This window comes from Bacillus sp. AR2-1 (genome assembly GCF_008368755.1).
GTDB lineage: Bacteria > Bacillota > Bacilli > Bacillales > Bacillaceae_G > Bacillus_A > Bacillus_A wiedmannii.
The window spans coordinates 86,328-100,263 of sequence record NZ_QORY01000028.1 but is presented as its reverse complement, the minus strand read 5'-3'; the positions used below and the strand labels follow the sequence as shown (position 1 = coordinate 100,263).

Here is a 13,936-nt window from a genome sequence, read left to right as displayed (position 1 = left end):
AATTCGATTTTTATCTTGTGTAAAAGGACAGTTTAATCGCTATGGATTCATAATTATTGGAGGTTAGATAAAGGTAAGTCTGTTCACGATATGTACAAAATATAGGAAGAAATAATATGAAATATTGCATTTTATATTGTTGTATCTAGATTTTATGTTAAATTCTTCAAGGGAATATATAAATAGGGGGCAATGATATGAACAAGAAATCAAAGATTAATAAAGTGATGCTTAGTATTAGTACAATGGCGCTATCGTTAGGAGCAATTCAAACGAATGTATCAGCAGAAGAAAAGGTGCCATACAATGTATTGCATTCGAAACCAGTTGGGATTGAAAAACCAGTAGATGAGATTGGACATGTTTCTAAAGCAGAGGAAACATTATCGTTTCAAGAACGTTTAAAAGTAGGAGACTTTTCACAGCGACCAGCATCTATTATGAAGAGCTCAGAAGTAAAGCAAATTAAAGAAAGCTATTCAATGGCTGATTTAAACAAAATGAATAATCAAGAATTGGTTGAAACGCTAGGAAGTATTAAATGGAATCAAATTACAGACTTATTTCAGTTCAATGAAGATGCAAAGGCTTTTTATAAAGACAAAGGGAAAATGCAAGCAGTTATAGATGAATTAGCTCACCGAGGTAGTACGTTTACGAAAGATGATTCAAAAGGAATTCAAACGTTTACAGAAGTGTTACGTTCAGCTTTTTATCTCGCATTTTACAATAATGAATTAAGTGATTTAAATGAGAGAAGCTTCCAGGATAAATGTTTACCTGCTTTAAAAGCAATTGCAGCCAATCCAAACTTTAAGCTTGGTACATATGAGCAAGATGCAGTCGTATCTGCATACGGTAAATTAATTAGTAATGCTTCAAGTGATGTGGAAACGGTTCAATACGCATCGAATATTTTAAAACAATACAATGATAATCTTCATACGTATGTAGACGATCGTATGAAAGGACAAGCTGTATACGATATGATGCAAGGTATTGATTATGATATGCAATCTTATTTATTTGAAACTCGTAAAGAAGCAAAAGATACAATGTGGTACGGGAAAATAGATGGATTTATTAATGAAATAAATCGTATTGCTCTTTTAAATGAAGTAACACCAGAAAATAAGTGGCTCGTTAATAATGGAATTTATTTTGCTAGTCGTTTAGGGAAGTTTCATAGTAATCCAAATAAAGGTTTAGAGGTTGTTACACAAGCAATGCATATGTATCCGCGTTTAAGTGAGCCGTATTTTGTTGCAGTAGAACAAATTACAACAAATTATAACGGAAAAGATTATAGCGGTAATACGGTAGATTTAGAGACGATACATAAAGAAGGAAAAGAACAGTACTTACCAAAAACGTATACATTCGACGATGGATCTATCGTATTTAAAACAGGAGATAAAGTATCAGAAGAAAAAATTAAGAGACTATACTGGGCTGCAAAGGAAGTAAAAGCACAGTATCATCGTGTAATTGGGAATGACAAAGCATTAGAGCCAGGTAATGCAGACGACGTATTAACGATAGTAATCTATAATACTCCAGACGAATATCAGTTAAACAGACAACTGTATGGATATGAAACAAACAACGGTGGCATTTATATAGAAGAAACAGGTACATTCTTTACATATGAGCGTACGCCAGAACAAAGTATTTATAGTTTAGAAGAGTTATTCCGTCATGAGTTTACTCATTATCTTCAAGGGAGATTTGAAGTGCCAGGTTTATTTGGAAGAGGAGATATGTATCAAAATGAGAGATTAACTTGGTTCCAAGAAGGAAATGCAGAATTTTTCGCAGGATCTACTCGTACAAATAATGTAGTACCGAGAAAGAGCATCATTAGTGGATTATCATCTGATCCTGCAAGCCGTTATACAGCAGAGCGCACATTATTTGCTAAATATGGTTCTTGGGATTTCTATAATTACTCGTTCGCATTGCAATCTTATTTATATACACATCAATTTGAAACATTTGATAAAATTCAAGATTTAATTCGTGCAAATGACGTGAAAAATTATGATGCCTATCGTGAGAATTTAAGTAAAGATTCTAAACTAAATAAAGAGTATCAAGAGTATATGCAACAGCTAATTGATAATCAAGATAAATATAATGTACCGGAAGTAGCAGATGATTATTTAGCTGAACATGCACCAAAATCGTTAACAGCAGTAGAGAAAGAAATTAGTGATACGTTGCCAATGAAAGAGGCAAAAATGACAAAACATAGCTCCCAATTCTTTAATACATTTACATTAGAAGGCACATTTACAGGTAGTGTAACAAAAGGTGAATCTGAAGATTGGAACGAAATGAGTAAACGAGTAAATGAAGCACTAGAACAACTGGCGCAAAAAGAATGGAGTGGCTACAAAACTGTTACAGCATACTTCGTCAATTATCGTGTGAATAGTTCAAATGAATTTGAATATGATGTAGTCTTCCACGGTATCGCAAAAGATGATGGAGAAAATAAAGCTCCAACGGTTAATATAAATGGACCTTATAATGGGCTTGTAAAAGAAGGAATTCAATTTAAAAGTGATGGCTCAAATGATGAAGATGGAAAAATTGTTTCTTATTTATGGGAATTTGGAGATGGCAGCACAAGTGCAGAAGTTAATCCAATACATGCATATGAAAGAGAAGGAATTTATAAAGTAGCGTTAAGAGTAAAAGATGATAAAGGTAAAGAGAGCAGAAACGAAACCACTGTTACGATTAAAGATGGAAGTTTAACAGAATTAGAACCAAATAATCGTCCAGAGGAAGCAAATCGTATCGGGCTAAACACTACTATAAAAGGTAGCCTTATCGGCGGAGATCACACCGATGTTTATACATTTAATGTAGCATCAACGAAAAATATCGATATTTCCGTTTTAAATGAGTATGGAATCGGGATGACATGGGTGCTTCATCATGAATCAGATATGCAAAATTATGCCGCTTACGGTCAAGCTAATGGAAATCATATAGAGGCAAAATTTAATGCAAAACCAGGTAAGTATTATTTGTATGTATATAAATATGATAATGGCGATGGAACGTACGAATTATCAGTAAAATAAGTGCTTTTCCAATGTATGTTTAACTTTACTTTTTGTGGAAAATAGTATATTATATAGATATATAATATATCGGTTATTTACTAGGAGGAGCCTGTCACAATAGGTTTCTCCTGTTCTTTTTTAGGGGCCTGTCTTACAGGCCTTTCTTTAAAGGGTAAATAACTGAAAATTAAGAACTATAATCTTTGAAAGAGGTGGGCATACACATAACAAAAAAGGGATTGTTTAAGAGAGGGGGATAAGAAATGGCTTTGTTTGGTTATCCACTTGAAACAATTTATTTATACGGATTTATTATTGCTACTATACTCACTGTTATTTATATCTTTTTTGGAGATATATTTGAATCCATATTTAGTTTTGGAGGCGGATCTGTATCCGTTGTTACTTTATTACTTAGTTTTTTCGCCATGTTATGTGGACTTAGTTATATAGGAGAATATTTATTTTCCTTTAATAGCATTCTTATTTTCGGGTCTGCATTTGCTATATCCTTTATTGGTGTTTTCATAATGAAAATATTAATTTTAAAGCCGATTGCAGAAGCAGAACAAAACACTGTGCAGCGTATGGATGAATTTATTGGTTGTAAGGGAGAGGTCATTACGACTATTCCTACAGAAGGGTTTGGTGAAGTATTAATTTCCTCCCAATTTGGAAACAATGCAATCCTAGCTAAAACAGTTGGAAAGAAAGATATTTCACAAGGAACTGAAGTTATTATCGAGGGAGTCCAAGATGGTGTTCTGCTTGTACAGAACATTGCTTATTCTTTAAAGAAACCAAAATTATAAGGGGGAATTTACATGACGATTCCATTAATTATCGGTGGAGTATTACTCGCAATTTTAATTCTACTCATTTTAGTATTCATTACAAAGTATCGAACAGTTGGACCAGATGAAGCATTAATTGTTACTGGAAACTGGCTTGGTGGCGGGAAAAATGTAGTTACCACTGATGATGGAAAGAAGATTAAGATTATTCGTGGAGGCGGTACTTTCGTAGTTCCGATTATGCAAAGAGCAGAGCCTTTAAGTCTATTAAACTACAAATTAGAAGTGGGAACACGTGATACGTATACGAAACAAGGTGTACCGATTACAGTAAATGGTGTTTCTATTATTAAAGTAGGGTCTACCATTGAAGAAGTTTCTACAGCAGCTGAACAATATTTAGGAAAAGAAACAGAAGAGTTGAAAATAGAAGCAAAAGAAGTTTTAGAAGGGCATCTACGTGCTATTTTATCTTCTATGACAGTAGAAGATGCCTATAGTAATAGAGAGCAATTTGCTCAAAAGGTACATGAAGTAGCTTCTACAGATTTAAAGAAGATGGGACTTCGCATCGTTTCCTTTACAATTAAAGAAATCATGGATAAGAACGGTTACTTAGATGCACTTGGTCAGCCACAAATTGCGATGGTTAAGCGTGATGCAACAGTTGCAAATGCAGAGCGTGAAAAAGAGGCGCGAATTGAAAAAGCTCGTGCTGAGAAAGAAGCGAAAGAAGCTGAGTATCAACGTGATGCACAAATCGCTGAAGCTGAAAAACATAAAGAGTTAAAAGTACAATCTTATAAGAGAGACCAAGAACAAGCTCGCGCAGATGCAGATCTTTCCTATGAATTACAACAAGCAAAAGCGCAACAAGGTGTTACAGAAGAGCAAATGCGCGTTAAAATCATTGAGCGTGAAAAGCAAATTGAATTAGAAGAAAAAGAGATTGCGCGTCGTGAAAAGCAATATGATGCAGAAGTAAAGAAAAAGGCAGATGCAGATCGCTATGCTGTTGAACAATCAGCAGAAGCGGAAAAAGTAAAACAAATGAAAAAAGCAGATGCAGATCAATATAAAATTGAAGCGGAAGCAAGAGCACGTGCAGAAGAAGTTCGTGTAGAAGGTTTAGCGAAGGCGGAAATCGAAAAAGCGCAAGGTCAAGCAAAAGCAGAAGTACAAAAAGCACAAGGTACAGCGGAAGCAGATGTTATCAGATTAAAAGGTTTAGCAGAAGCGGAAGCAAAACAAAAAATTGCAGAGGCATTTGAGTTATATGGCCAAGCGGCGATTATGGATATGGTTCTTAACATGCTTCCAAGTTATGCGAAGGAAGTTGCAAGCCCACTTAGCAACATTGATAAAATTACAGTTGTCGATACAGGTGGCGGTGGTAAAAATAGCGGTGCCGGAAAAGTTGCAGGTTATGCGACTGATTTAATGGCAACGATGCAAGAAACATTAAAAGCTTCTTCTGGCATTGATTTAAAAGAGTTATTAGAAGGATTTGCTGGAAAAGGAGCAGTACAACAATTATCAAACGATAAACCTGTTGTATCTGTAGTAGAAGATGCGAAAAAAGAAGTAGAAAAAGATAAAGAATAGTAAAGCGGGAGGAACCTCTAGTAAGTGAGATACTAGAGGTTCTTCTGTGAATTATAATATTTCGAATAATATACATTTTTATATATTGTTTTAATTATTTAATTTATATAGAATGAAAAAGGTATGTATCAACTCTTCAATAGAGAAAGAGATAGAGAGTCGCATTGATACATTTGAATCGTATGATTTATATAAAGAAATTAAATGTAAAACAATTACATTTAAAACGGTATGGAGGGGTAGAAATATGTTTCAAGGGAAATTAAGGAGTAGTAGTTTAAAAGCAAAGTTACTTGTGTCATTTGTTATCATTTTGATTCTTCCAAGTATTGTAATTGGTTGGACGTCTTATCAGCAAGCGAAGACAAACTTTAATGAGACGATTTCACAATCGGCGAAAGACAATATAAAAATTTTGGATAATGTAATTAATAAAGAATTGGATAGTAAAAAAGTAGATGCAGTTTATTTTACGAAACTATTTACACAATCAAGTTACCAAACGGATCAAATACAAAATATCCAAAATAAACTAGAAGAATATAATAAGTTACATCCAGAACTGGAAGCCATCTATACTGGATCCAGTAATGGACAGTTTATTCAATCACCGTCTATTCAAATGCCAGAAGGATATAATCCTACAGAAAGAGATTGGTATAAAGAGGCAGTGAAAAAAAGTGGAGAAGTAATTATTACAGCTCCATATAAATCAAAAACGACAGGAAATATTGTTATTACAATAGCAAAACAAAATGAGGATAAGAGCGGTGTTCTTGGTATTGATTTAATTATTAATGATATCGTAAACACTTCAAAGATGGTTAATATCGGTAAAAGTGGATATGTAGCAATTTTTGATCAAGATAAAAATGTGGTAGCACATCCAACGATGAAGCCAGGTGATAAGGTAGAAGAGAAACTTGAAAAAGAGTTGTACAAACAAGAAACAGGTGATTTTAATTTCAGATTAGATGGTGAAGATCGTCATATCACTTTTAAAACAAATAAGATAACTGGATGGAAAATAGCAGGAATTATGCCTGCAAAAGAAATTATTGAGGCTGCTGAACCTATTTTCTATAAAACGATAACTGTTATTGGTATTTCATTAATAATTGGCGGGATTTTAATTTACTTCATAATTGCTTCTATTATTAATCCGTTAAAACAACTTGTTATATCGTCGAAAAAGATTAGTGAAGGCGATTTAACAGAATCCATTACAGTTCATTCTAAAGATGAAATTGGACAGTTAGGAGAAAGCTTTAACGAGATGGCAGCATCATTACAGAATGTCATTTCCAATATAAATACTTCAGCAGGTCATGTAGCGGCATCTTCAGAAGAATTAACAGCTAGTATGAAGCAGACGAGTGAAGCAACGGAACAAATTACACAAGCGATAGAGCAAGTGTCGAGTGGAGCGGAAATACAAACGAAAGAAGTCGAAGAAGGCGCAACATTATTAGAAGAAGTTACAGAAGGAATTCAACGTGTGGCAGACAGTTCTTCATTAGTATCCACAGCATCTATGTATACGAAGAAAAAGGCTGAAGATGGTGGGAAGTTAGTTGAACAAACGGTGAATCAAATGCAATTAATCCATGAGTCTGTTTCACAATCAGATAAAGTTATTGTTTTGCTAGATGATAAGTCGAAACAAATTGGAGCAATCCTTGAGGTAATTCAACATATTGCAGAGCAGACAAATTTATTAGCATTAAATGCTGCAATTGAGGCTGCGAGAGCTGGAGAACAAGGAAGAGGATTTGCAATTGTAGCAGATGAAGTGCGAAAGTTAGCAGAACAATCAGGACAGTCTTCTACGGAAATTGGAAAACTAGTAAAAGAGATACAATTTGACATAAAAGAAACAGTAAGCTCTATGAAGCAAGTTGGAACAGAAGTACAATCAGGACTTGTAGTTGCAAATGAAACGAAGCAAAGCTTCGCTGAAATATTGAAGTCTACAGATGATACAGTTGTACAAATTGATAGTATGGTAGAAGTAGCGGAACAAATGACAGTAGATGCAAAACAAGTTAGTGCATCTATTAATGAAATTGCAGCTACAATTGAAGAAAATGCAGCAAGCGTTCAAAATATTGCTGGTTCTTCAGAAGAACAATTAGCTTCGGTAGATGAAATCAATGCAGCAGCAGTTCATTTATCGCAAATGGCAGAAGAATTACAAGAGATGATTGGGAAATTTAAAGTGTAATAAAAAATGTTAAGAAACGAGGTAGTAATTGTACTTCGTTTCTTTTTTTGTGAAGATAAAAATAAAGAAATATAGAGTAACCGTGTTATGATTAGTTGTAATCGCAAAAGACTGTAAATTCATTAAATTCTATCTTTAATTATGTTAGGGGAATGGTTTTGAAATTTAAAAAGTTAAAACTACAACCGAGAATCACAATAACAATTAGTACACTTATTCTAGTCGTACTTCTATTAACAAGTTATTTATTTTATTACATATTGTCTGAAACGGTAGAAGAGCAAATTGGGAAACGGGCTTTGCATGTTGCGAAAACAGTTGCTGCTATACCTGAAATAACGGAAGCTTTTCAAAAAGAAAACCCAGCTTCTATCATTCAGCCAATTGCAGAAAAAATTCGAATTGATACAGATGCTGATTTTATTGTAGTTGGAAACAAAGAGGGGATTCGATATGCACATCCTAAGCGAGATAAAATAGGAGAAGCAATGGTTGGTGGAGATAATAAAGGAGTTCTAGTAGAAGGAAAATCTTATATTTCGAAAGCAACTGGATCATTAGGTCCTTCATTACGCGGCAAAGTTCCAATCCGTAATCAGGAAAATGAAATTATAGGCGTGGTGTCTGTTGGATTTTCAATGGATGATATTCATGGAGCGGTAGAAGTATATGGAAAGCGTGTATTTTGGATTACAGTAATAGGTCTTTTAATCGGGATAATTGGTTCTATATATTTAGCCGGAAGTATAAAAAGAATGATGTTTGGGATGGAGCCAGAAGAAATTTCATCTTTATATGAAGAGCATAGTACAGTGATTCAATCTGTACGTGAAGGGATTATTGTCATTGATTATAATGGCATGATTAGTTTAGTCAATCAAGCGGCTTATGATATTCTTTCGTTAGATGAACAGCGTAATATTATTGGAGAATTTATTTTAAATGTAATTCCTAATTCAACGATACTAGATGTACTTCAAACTGGTGAAGAACAGTTTGATCGTCAATTAAATATAAAAGGGCAGGCTGTTATTGCGAACCGTCTACCTATTAAAGTAAAGAATAAAGTAACTGGCGTTGTATCGAGCTTACGTTTGAAATCTGAAATGGATCAGTTAACAGCAGAGTTATCTCAGACGAAGCAATATACAGAGGCATTACGAGCGCAAACGCATGAATATAACAATTTGTTGTATACGCTTTCGGGGCTTATCCAGTTAGAATCATATGAAGATGCTTTAGAGCTTATTCATAAGGAAACAGCGGTATATCAAGATTTTGTTCAATTTATTATGAAGCGAATTCAAAATCCATGGTTAGGTGGAATTTTAATTGGATTCTATAATAGAGCGCGAGAGTTAAAGATTGATTTTATGCTAGATCGAGAAAGTAGCTTAGATAAATTAAGCCCGCATATTGAGAGTAATTACGTCGTTTCTATTTTAGGAAATTTAATTACGAATGCATTTGAAGCAATTGAAAGAAATGAAGAGAATGATAAGAAGGTAAGGATGTTTGTAACTGATATTGGAGAAGAGATAGTAATTGAAGTGGAAGATTCAGGACAAGGGATTCATGATGAAGTCATTACTAGCATATTTTATAAAGGCTTCTCGACGAAAGAAGGCGGGAAACGAGGATATGGATTAGCAAAAGTGAAAGAGTTAGTAGAAGATTTAAATGGGAGTATTGCAATCGAAAAAGGGGATTTAGGTGGTGCATTATTTATTATTGCATTACCAAAAGAGAGAGGCGAATTGTAATGGGTGAGGAGATTGAAGTATTGATTGTAGAAGATGATATTCGAATTGCGGACATTCATCGTCGTTTTACTGAAAAGATTGAGGGATTTAAAGTAATTGGAACAGCAACGACTGGAGAACAAGCGAAAGAATGGCTAGAGTTTGTGAAGCCACAACTCGTTTTATTAGACGTGTACTTACCTGATATGCAAGGAACCGAACTTGTCACATATATTAGGAATAATTTGCATGATACAGATATTATTATGATTACAGCTGCTTCGGAAACAGATGTAGTGAGGCACGCTCTACGAGGCGGAGTAACAGATTATATCGTAAAGCCACTTATGTTTGATCGATTTAAAGCGAGTTTGGAAAGTTACCAAAAAAAGATTGTGCAGTTAAAAAAAACTAATCAATTATCTATAGAACAAATTGAACATTTATGGTCTCAAAGAGGCGTAAAGGGAAATGAAATAGAATATGCCCCGAAAGGGATAGATCCTTTAACTTTAGCAAAAATAAAAAAGCATATGTTAGCAGTTGATGAAGAAGGTATTACGGCAGAAGTGTTAAGCTCAATGGTTGGGGTAAGCCGATCAACAGCGAGGCGTTATTTAGAGTATTTAATATCTGGAAAGAAAGTTCATGCGGAGCTTATATATGGGAGTGTAGGGAGACCAGAAAGAAGGTATTTTCTTGTTTCTTCATAACAAAAAAACAGTAGAGAATTACATTTCTTCTACTGTTTTTTTACGTCTTATATTGGAATAATTCCGATTACAATTCCCGTAATTAACATCACCATTGTCGTTCCAACAGCCCAAAGTAACGTAAAGCGTTGATGTTCACCAAAATCAACTTTGGCCATTCCGACTAATAAATAAGTGGAAGCGACAAGAGGACTTAATAAGTGAACAGGTTGCCCGAGTAATGAAGCACGTCCCATTTCAGCTGCACTAATTCCGTAAGCAGCGGCAGCTTTCGTTAAAATAGGTAATACTCCGAAGTAAAATGCATCATTGGACATGAAAAATGTGAACGGCATACTAAGAAGAGCTGTAATAATCGGTAATTGTGGTCCAAGAGCGTCTGGTATAAGAGTGACTACACTTTGAGCCATTGCATCTACCATTTTTGTTCCTGATAAAATACCAGTGAAAATTCCAGCGGCAAATACGAGAGAAACAACGGCTAATACGTTTCCTGCGTGAGAAGCAATACGTTCTTTCTGTTGTTCTAAGTTCGGATAGTTAAGCATAACAGCAATGGCGAAAGCGATTGTAAATAAAACAGGTAACGGCATAACTTCTAGTATGAGACAGACAAGTAAGGTAACAGTTAATAAAAAGTTAATCCATAGAAGTTTAGGGCGTTTATGAACGGCAGCTTCTACTGTGGCAGCTTGCTCATCCATCGTTTGCATTTGTTTTAAGTATTGTACATCCATAATTCCTAATCGTTTTCTTTCTTTTTTGCCAAGATAGTAAGCAACGAAAACGACCCAAATTGCACCAGCGATCATTCCTGGTATAAGTGGTGTAAAGAGCTCTGATGCGTCTAGTCCAAGAGCACTCATAACCCGAGCTGTCGGTCCGCCCCACGGTGTAAGATTTGTCACTCCTGCTCCTAACATAACAACCCCAGCTAATATAAGTGGATTCATTCCAAGGCGTTTATATAATGGGTACATTGCGGAAACCGTAATCATATACGTTGTTGTTCCATCCCCATCTAATGAAACGATAATAGTAAGAATCGCTGTACCAACAACAATTTTTAAAGGATCTCCTTTTACAAATTTCAAAATCCTACTAATGACAGGATCGAATAAACCGCTATCAATCATAATTCCAAAATACAAAATAGCAAACATAAGCATAATACCAGTAGGTGCTAGTTTTTGAATTCCTTCTAACATCATAGGTCCCATATTTGCATAAAAACCGCCAATTAATGCGAAAGTAATTGGAATTAATATTAATGCTACTAGTGCTGACATACGTTTCGTCATAATTAAAAACATAAAGACAAATACCATCGCAAATCCAAGTAGTGCTAACATGTAATCTCCCCCTCAAGAATGATTGCGCTTTCAAAATGTAACGAAAATTCAGAAAAAGTGTTTTTTATTTATCATAAAAGCATTCATTCAAATGGTAAATAATTTGAAAAATAACATCATTAGAAGCATAATTTTTATTTTGGTCATTTTGTTCACGGTAGTTAATTTGAATTTTTAAAAAGTAAGCTGCTCTCCGTAAGAATGGTAGAATAAGATGAAAATATTGAAGTGTGAAATAGGGAGTAGATTTTATATGAAAACGAGAATTGAAGAGATTTATAGTTCTTATGAAGGAAAAGTAGAAGAGATTTTTGTTAATGAATCTTCTTACGTATATGAGTGGGAAAATTTAATGATGATCCGAAAAAATAACGGTGAGCTTGAAAAAGTTGCGGTCGGTATTAGTGGAAATATAAGGTTAGTAAATGTAGTTGTTGGTCAGCAAATTAATACAGATACATTATTAGTTAAGTTAGAAGACGATTTATTAATTACAGGTTGTGAATGATGAGAGATGTGTAGAAATGGCTACACATCTTTTTTGGTCTTTATATTACAAAAAGTACATTATTTTTTCACAAATCTCACACAACTTTTTGATATGCTCCTTGTGGAAGATACGGTTAGGGAGGAAGTAAAATGAGAACAAAGTATGTGACACTTGCTATATGCTTATTCTTGGTCTTTACAATAGTAGGATGTGGTAAGAAACAAGCAGAGGCTGTAGCAATTGATGAGAAACATGATAAGTGTGATATTTGCCAAATTGGGGTAATGGATAATCAATTTGCAACAGAAGTCATTTTAGAAAATGGAAAAGCGTTAAAGTTTGATGATATCGGTTGTATGTATAAATGGATGGAGATTAATCCAGGTGAAAAGACGAAAGAAAAATTTGTTCGAGATTATGATTCGAAAGAGTGGATTTCGTTAGAAGATGCGACTTACGTATATGATAAAACAATAACGACACCGATGGCTTATAATGTCATTTCATTTGAAAATAAAAAGGATGCAGAAAACTTTGTGTCTAACTATAAAGGGAAAGTTCTTTCATATAAAGAGCTAGCAGAGCATAAATGGGAAATGAATAAAGAGATGATGGGGAACCCGAAAAAGGGAAATCACGGTGGTCATCATTAATACTAAAAAAGACAACTACATAAGTTGTCTTTTTTAGTATTACTCAGGTGCAAATATAGAAAAGGTGTAAAAATTTTAGAAGAACGGTTACAATGGAATATAGTAACCTAAAGCAATCATTTATGTACTTTTTAGAAATGTATACAAATGCGGTAAAATCGTGCTAAACTAATTGCTTCATAATGTTAATGATGAGGCCATCAGGCACATCATTCCAATAGGTTGAGAAACATAGTATAGGTTTTAAGATAATCCGATTAAAGAAGGAATATAAAGGGCTTATGGATAAATGTACTCAAGAAGAGTTATTGTATGTGATGGAGGAATGGTTAAGAAAACATTATCTTTCATAGGAGCTGTAGTTGTGAGAAAACAAAAAATTTTATTATGTATGTTATTAGGACTTTTAATGACGGTAGTGGCTTGCGATAAGCAAGAGGAGCCAGAATCGAAACCGGTTCATGTGAAAAACGAAAAGAAAAAAGAAAAGCATAAAGAACAGGAAGAACCTAAAGAAGAAAAAAGTATAAATTTAATGGACAAACAGTTGCTACTTTCTGCGACTCTTGGAGACACGGAAACAGCTATGAAGCTGATTCAAGATGGAGCCAATATAAACGTAGAAGGTGACAACGGAGAAACTCCTATCCTTGCAGCAACGTATCAAAATCATGTAGAGACAGTTAAAGCATTAATTGGTGCAGGTGCTAATATTGAAAGGAAAGATGAGAAACAAAGTAATCCATTTCTTTATGCAAGTAGAGAAGGATATACAGACATTGTAAAGCTACTAATTAATGCAGGGGTTAATACGAAAGAAACTACTAAATCAGGTGGAACAGCACTCATTTCTGCATCTGAACGTGGCCATGTAGAGGTCGTAAAAGAGTTATTAGAGCATACAGATATTGATGTGAACTATAGAAATGATCGTGGTGGAACAGCTGTAGTAGAAGCAATCGTATTAGGAAATGGTAGTGAAAATCATAAGAAAGTAATTCAAATGCTTATTGACCACGGGGCAGATGTAAATATGGCCAATAAGGAAAATATTACGCCACTGCAATATGCTGAAAAAAGAGGTTTTAAAGATATTGCAAATATGTTGAGGTTAGCTGGAGCGAATGAAGTCGTACAGCCACAACCACAACCGGTGGAATAACAAGATAAAGAAATAAAAAGTACGAAATAATCTCATTTAGATAGACAGAATGAAGAAGTCATTTAGTATGATGGATTCAGTAATGTGTATTTGAATGGGATTTTTGTTTTGAAAAAATTGTTTG

General features: G+C 34.4%; 10 protein-coding genes and 1 pseudogene. 10 read left to right on the top strand and 1 reads right to left on the bottom strand.

The genetic code is table 11. The annotated features are described in order from the left end of the window. The first annotated feature begins 197 nt into the window (after positions 1–197). The 7 genes and pseudogenes from colA to DT250_RS26385 all read left to right on the top strand — a co-directional run bounded on the left by colA (position 198) and on the right by DT250_RS26385 (position 10,155). Positions 198–3,095: a collagenase ColA gene (gene colA / locus DT250_RS26410; RefSeq protein WP_149213945.1), complete on the top strand. Its 2,898-nt coding sequence runs from the start codon at positions 198–200 to the stop codon at positions 3,093–3,095. Between the two features lie 245 nt (positions 3,096–3,340). Next, positions 3,341–3,889, top strand: coding sequence for an NfeD family protein (locus DT250_RS26405; RefSeq protein WP_001173145.1), 549 nt, complete (start codon positions 3,341–3,343; stop codon positions 3,887–3,889). Between the two features lie 12 nt (positions 3,890–3,901). Further along, positions 3,902–5,476: a flotillin family protein gene (locus DT250_RS26400; protein WP_000154996.1), complete on the top strand. Its 1,575-nt coding sequence runs from the start codon at positions 3,902–3,904 to the stop codon at positions 5,474–5,476. Between the two features lie 112 nt (positions 5,477–5,588). Continuing rightward, positions 5,589–6,758 (top strand): annotated as a pseudogene (locus DT250_RS32735) (HAMP domain-containing protein); the annotation flags it as partial. Then, the gene (locus DT250_RS32730; RefSeq protein WP_370458318.1) at positions 6,753–7,700 is read left to right on the top strand and encodes a methyl-accepting chemotaxis protein; all 948 of its coding nucleotides are present in this window, start codon (positions 6,753–6,755) and stop codon (positions 7,698–7,700) included. The pseudogene DT250_RS32735 and the gene DT250_RS32730, both read left to right, overlap by 6 nt. Before the next feature lie 152 nt (positions 7,701–7,852). After that, the gene (locus DT250_RS26390) at positions 7,853–9,463 is read left to right on the top strand and encodes an ATP-binding protein (protein ID WP_087983451.1); all 1,611 of its coding nucleotides are present in this window, start codon (positions 7,853–7,855) and stop codon (positions 9,461–9,463) included. Beyond that, positions 9,463–10,155, top strand: a complete 693-nt coding sequence (locus DT250_RS26385; protein WP_088061768.1) for a response regulator — start codon at positions 9,463–9,465, stop codon at positions 10,153–10,155. The genes DT250_RS26390 and DT250_RS26385 overlap by 1 nt, the downstream gene beginning before the upstream one ends. Before the next feature lie 47 nt (positions 10,156–10,202). On the opposite strand, the gene DT250_RS26380 is transcribed toward DT250_RS26385, so the two are convergent. Next, positions 10,203–11,507, bottom strand: coding sequence for a CitMHS family transporter (locus DT250_RS26380; RefSeq protein ID WP_000880452.1), 1,305 nt, complete (start codon positions 11,505–11,507; stop codon positions 10,203–10,205). A gap of 253 nt (positions 11,508–11,760) precedes the next feature. On the opposite strand from DT250_RS26380, the gene DT250_RS26375 reads away from it, so the two are divergent. The 3 genes from DT250_RS26375 to DT250_RS26365 all read left to right on the top strand — a co-directional run bounded on the left by DT250_RS26375 (position 11,761) and on the right by DT250_RS26365 (position 13,812). Continuing rightward, on the top strand, positions 11,761–12,015 hold the full coding sequence (locus DT250_RS26375) for a hypothetical protein (protein ID WP_087983445.1): 255 nt from the start codon (positions 11,761–11,763) through the stop codon (positions 12,013–12,015). A 131-nt stretch (positions 12,016–12,146) separates the two neighbouring features. After that, the gene (locus DT250_RS26370; RefSeq protein ID WP_149213944.1) at positions 12,147–12,650 is read left to right on the top strand and encodes a nitrous oxide reductase accessory protein NosL; all 504 of its coding nucleotides are present in this window, start codon (positions 12,147–12,149) and stop codon (positions 12,648–12,650) included. Positions 12,651–12,939: 289 nt separating this feature from the next. Continuing rightward, positions 12,940–13,812 (top strand): ankyrin repeat domain-containing protein, encoded by an 873-nt coding sequence (locus DT250_RS26365; protein ID WP_097857531.1) that lies wholly within the window; start codon positions 12,940–12,942, stop codon positions 13,810–13,812. Positions 13,813–13,936 lie beyond the last annotated feature (124 nt).

Coding starts and splice junctions, on each gene's coding strand:
- DT250_RS26400 (WP_000154996.1), top strand. CDS start 3,902: ATGACGATTCCATTAATTATCGGTGGAGTATTACTCGCAATTTTAATT.
- DT250_RS26365 (WP_097857531.1), top strand. CDS start 12,940: ATGTACTCAAGAAGAGTTATTGTATGTGATGGAGGAATGGTTAAGAAA.
- DT250_RS32730 (WP_370458318.1), top strand. CDS start 6,753: ATGGCAGCATCATTACAGAATGTCATTTCCAATATAAATACTTCAGCA.
- DT250_RS26370 (WP_149213944.1), top strand. CDS start 12,147: ATGAGAACAAAGTATGTGACACTTGCTATATGCTTATTCTTGGTCTTT.
- DT250_RS26405 (WP_001173145.1), top strand. CDS start 3,341: ATGGCTTTGTTTGGTTATCCACTTGAAACAATTTATTTATACGGATTT.
- DT250_RS26385 (WP_088061768.1), top strand. CDS start 9,463: ATGGGTGAGGAGATTGAAGTATTGATTGTAGAAGATGATATTCGAATT.
- DT250_RS26375 (WP_087983445.1), top strand. CDS start 11,761: ATGAAAACGAGAATTGAAGAGATTTATAGTTCTTATGAAGGAAAAGTA.
- colA (WP_149213945.1), top strand. CDS start 198: ATGAACAAGAAATCAAAGATTAATAAAGTGATGCTTAGTATTAGTACA.
- DT250_RS26380 (WP_000880452.1), bottom strand. CDS start 11,507: ATGTTAGCACTACTTGGATTTGCGATGGTATTTGTCTTTATGTTTTTA.
- DT250_RS26390 (WP_087983451.1), top strand. CDS start 7,853: ATGGTTTTGAAATTTAAAAAGTTAAAACTACAACCGAGAATCACAATA.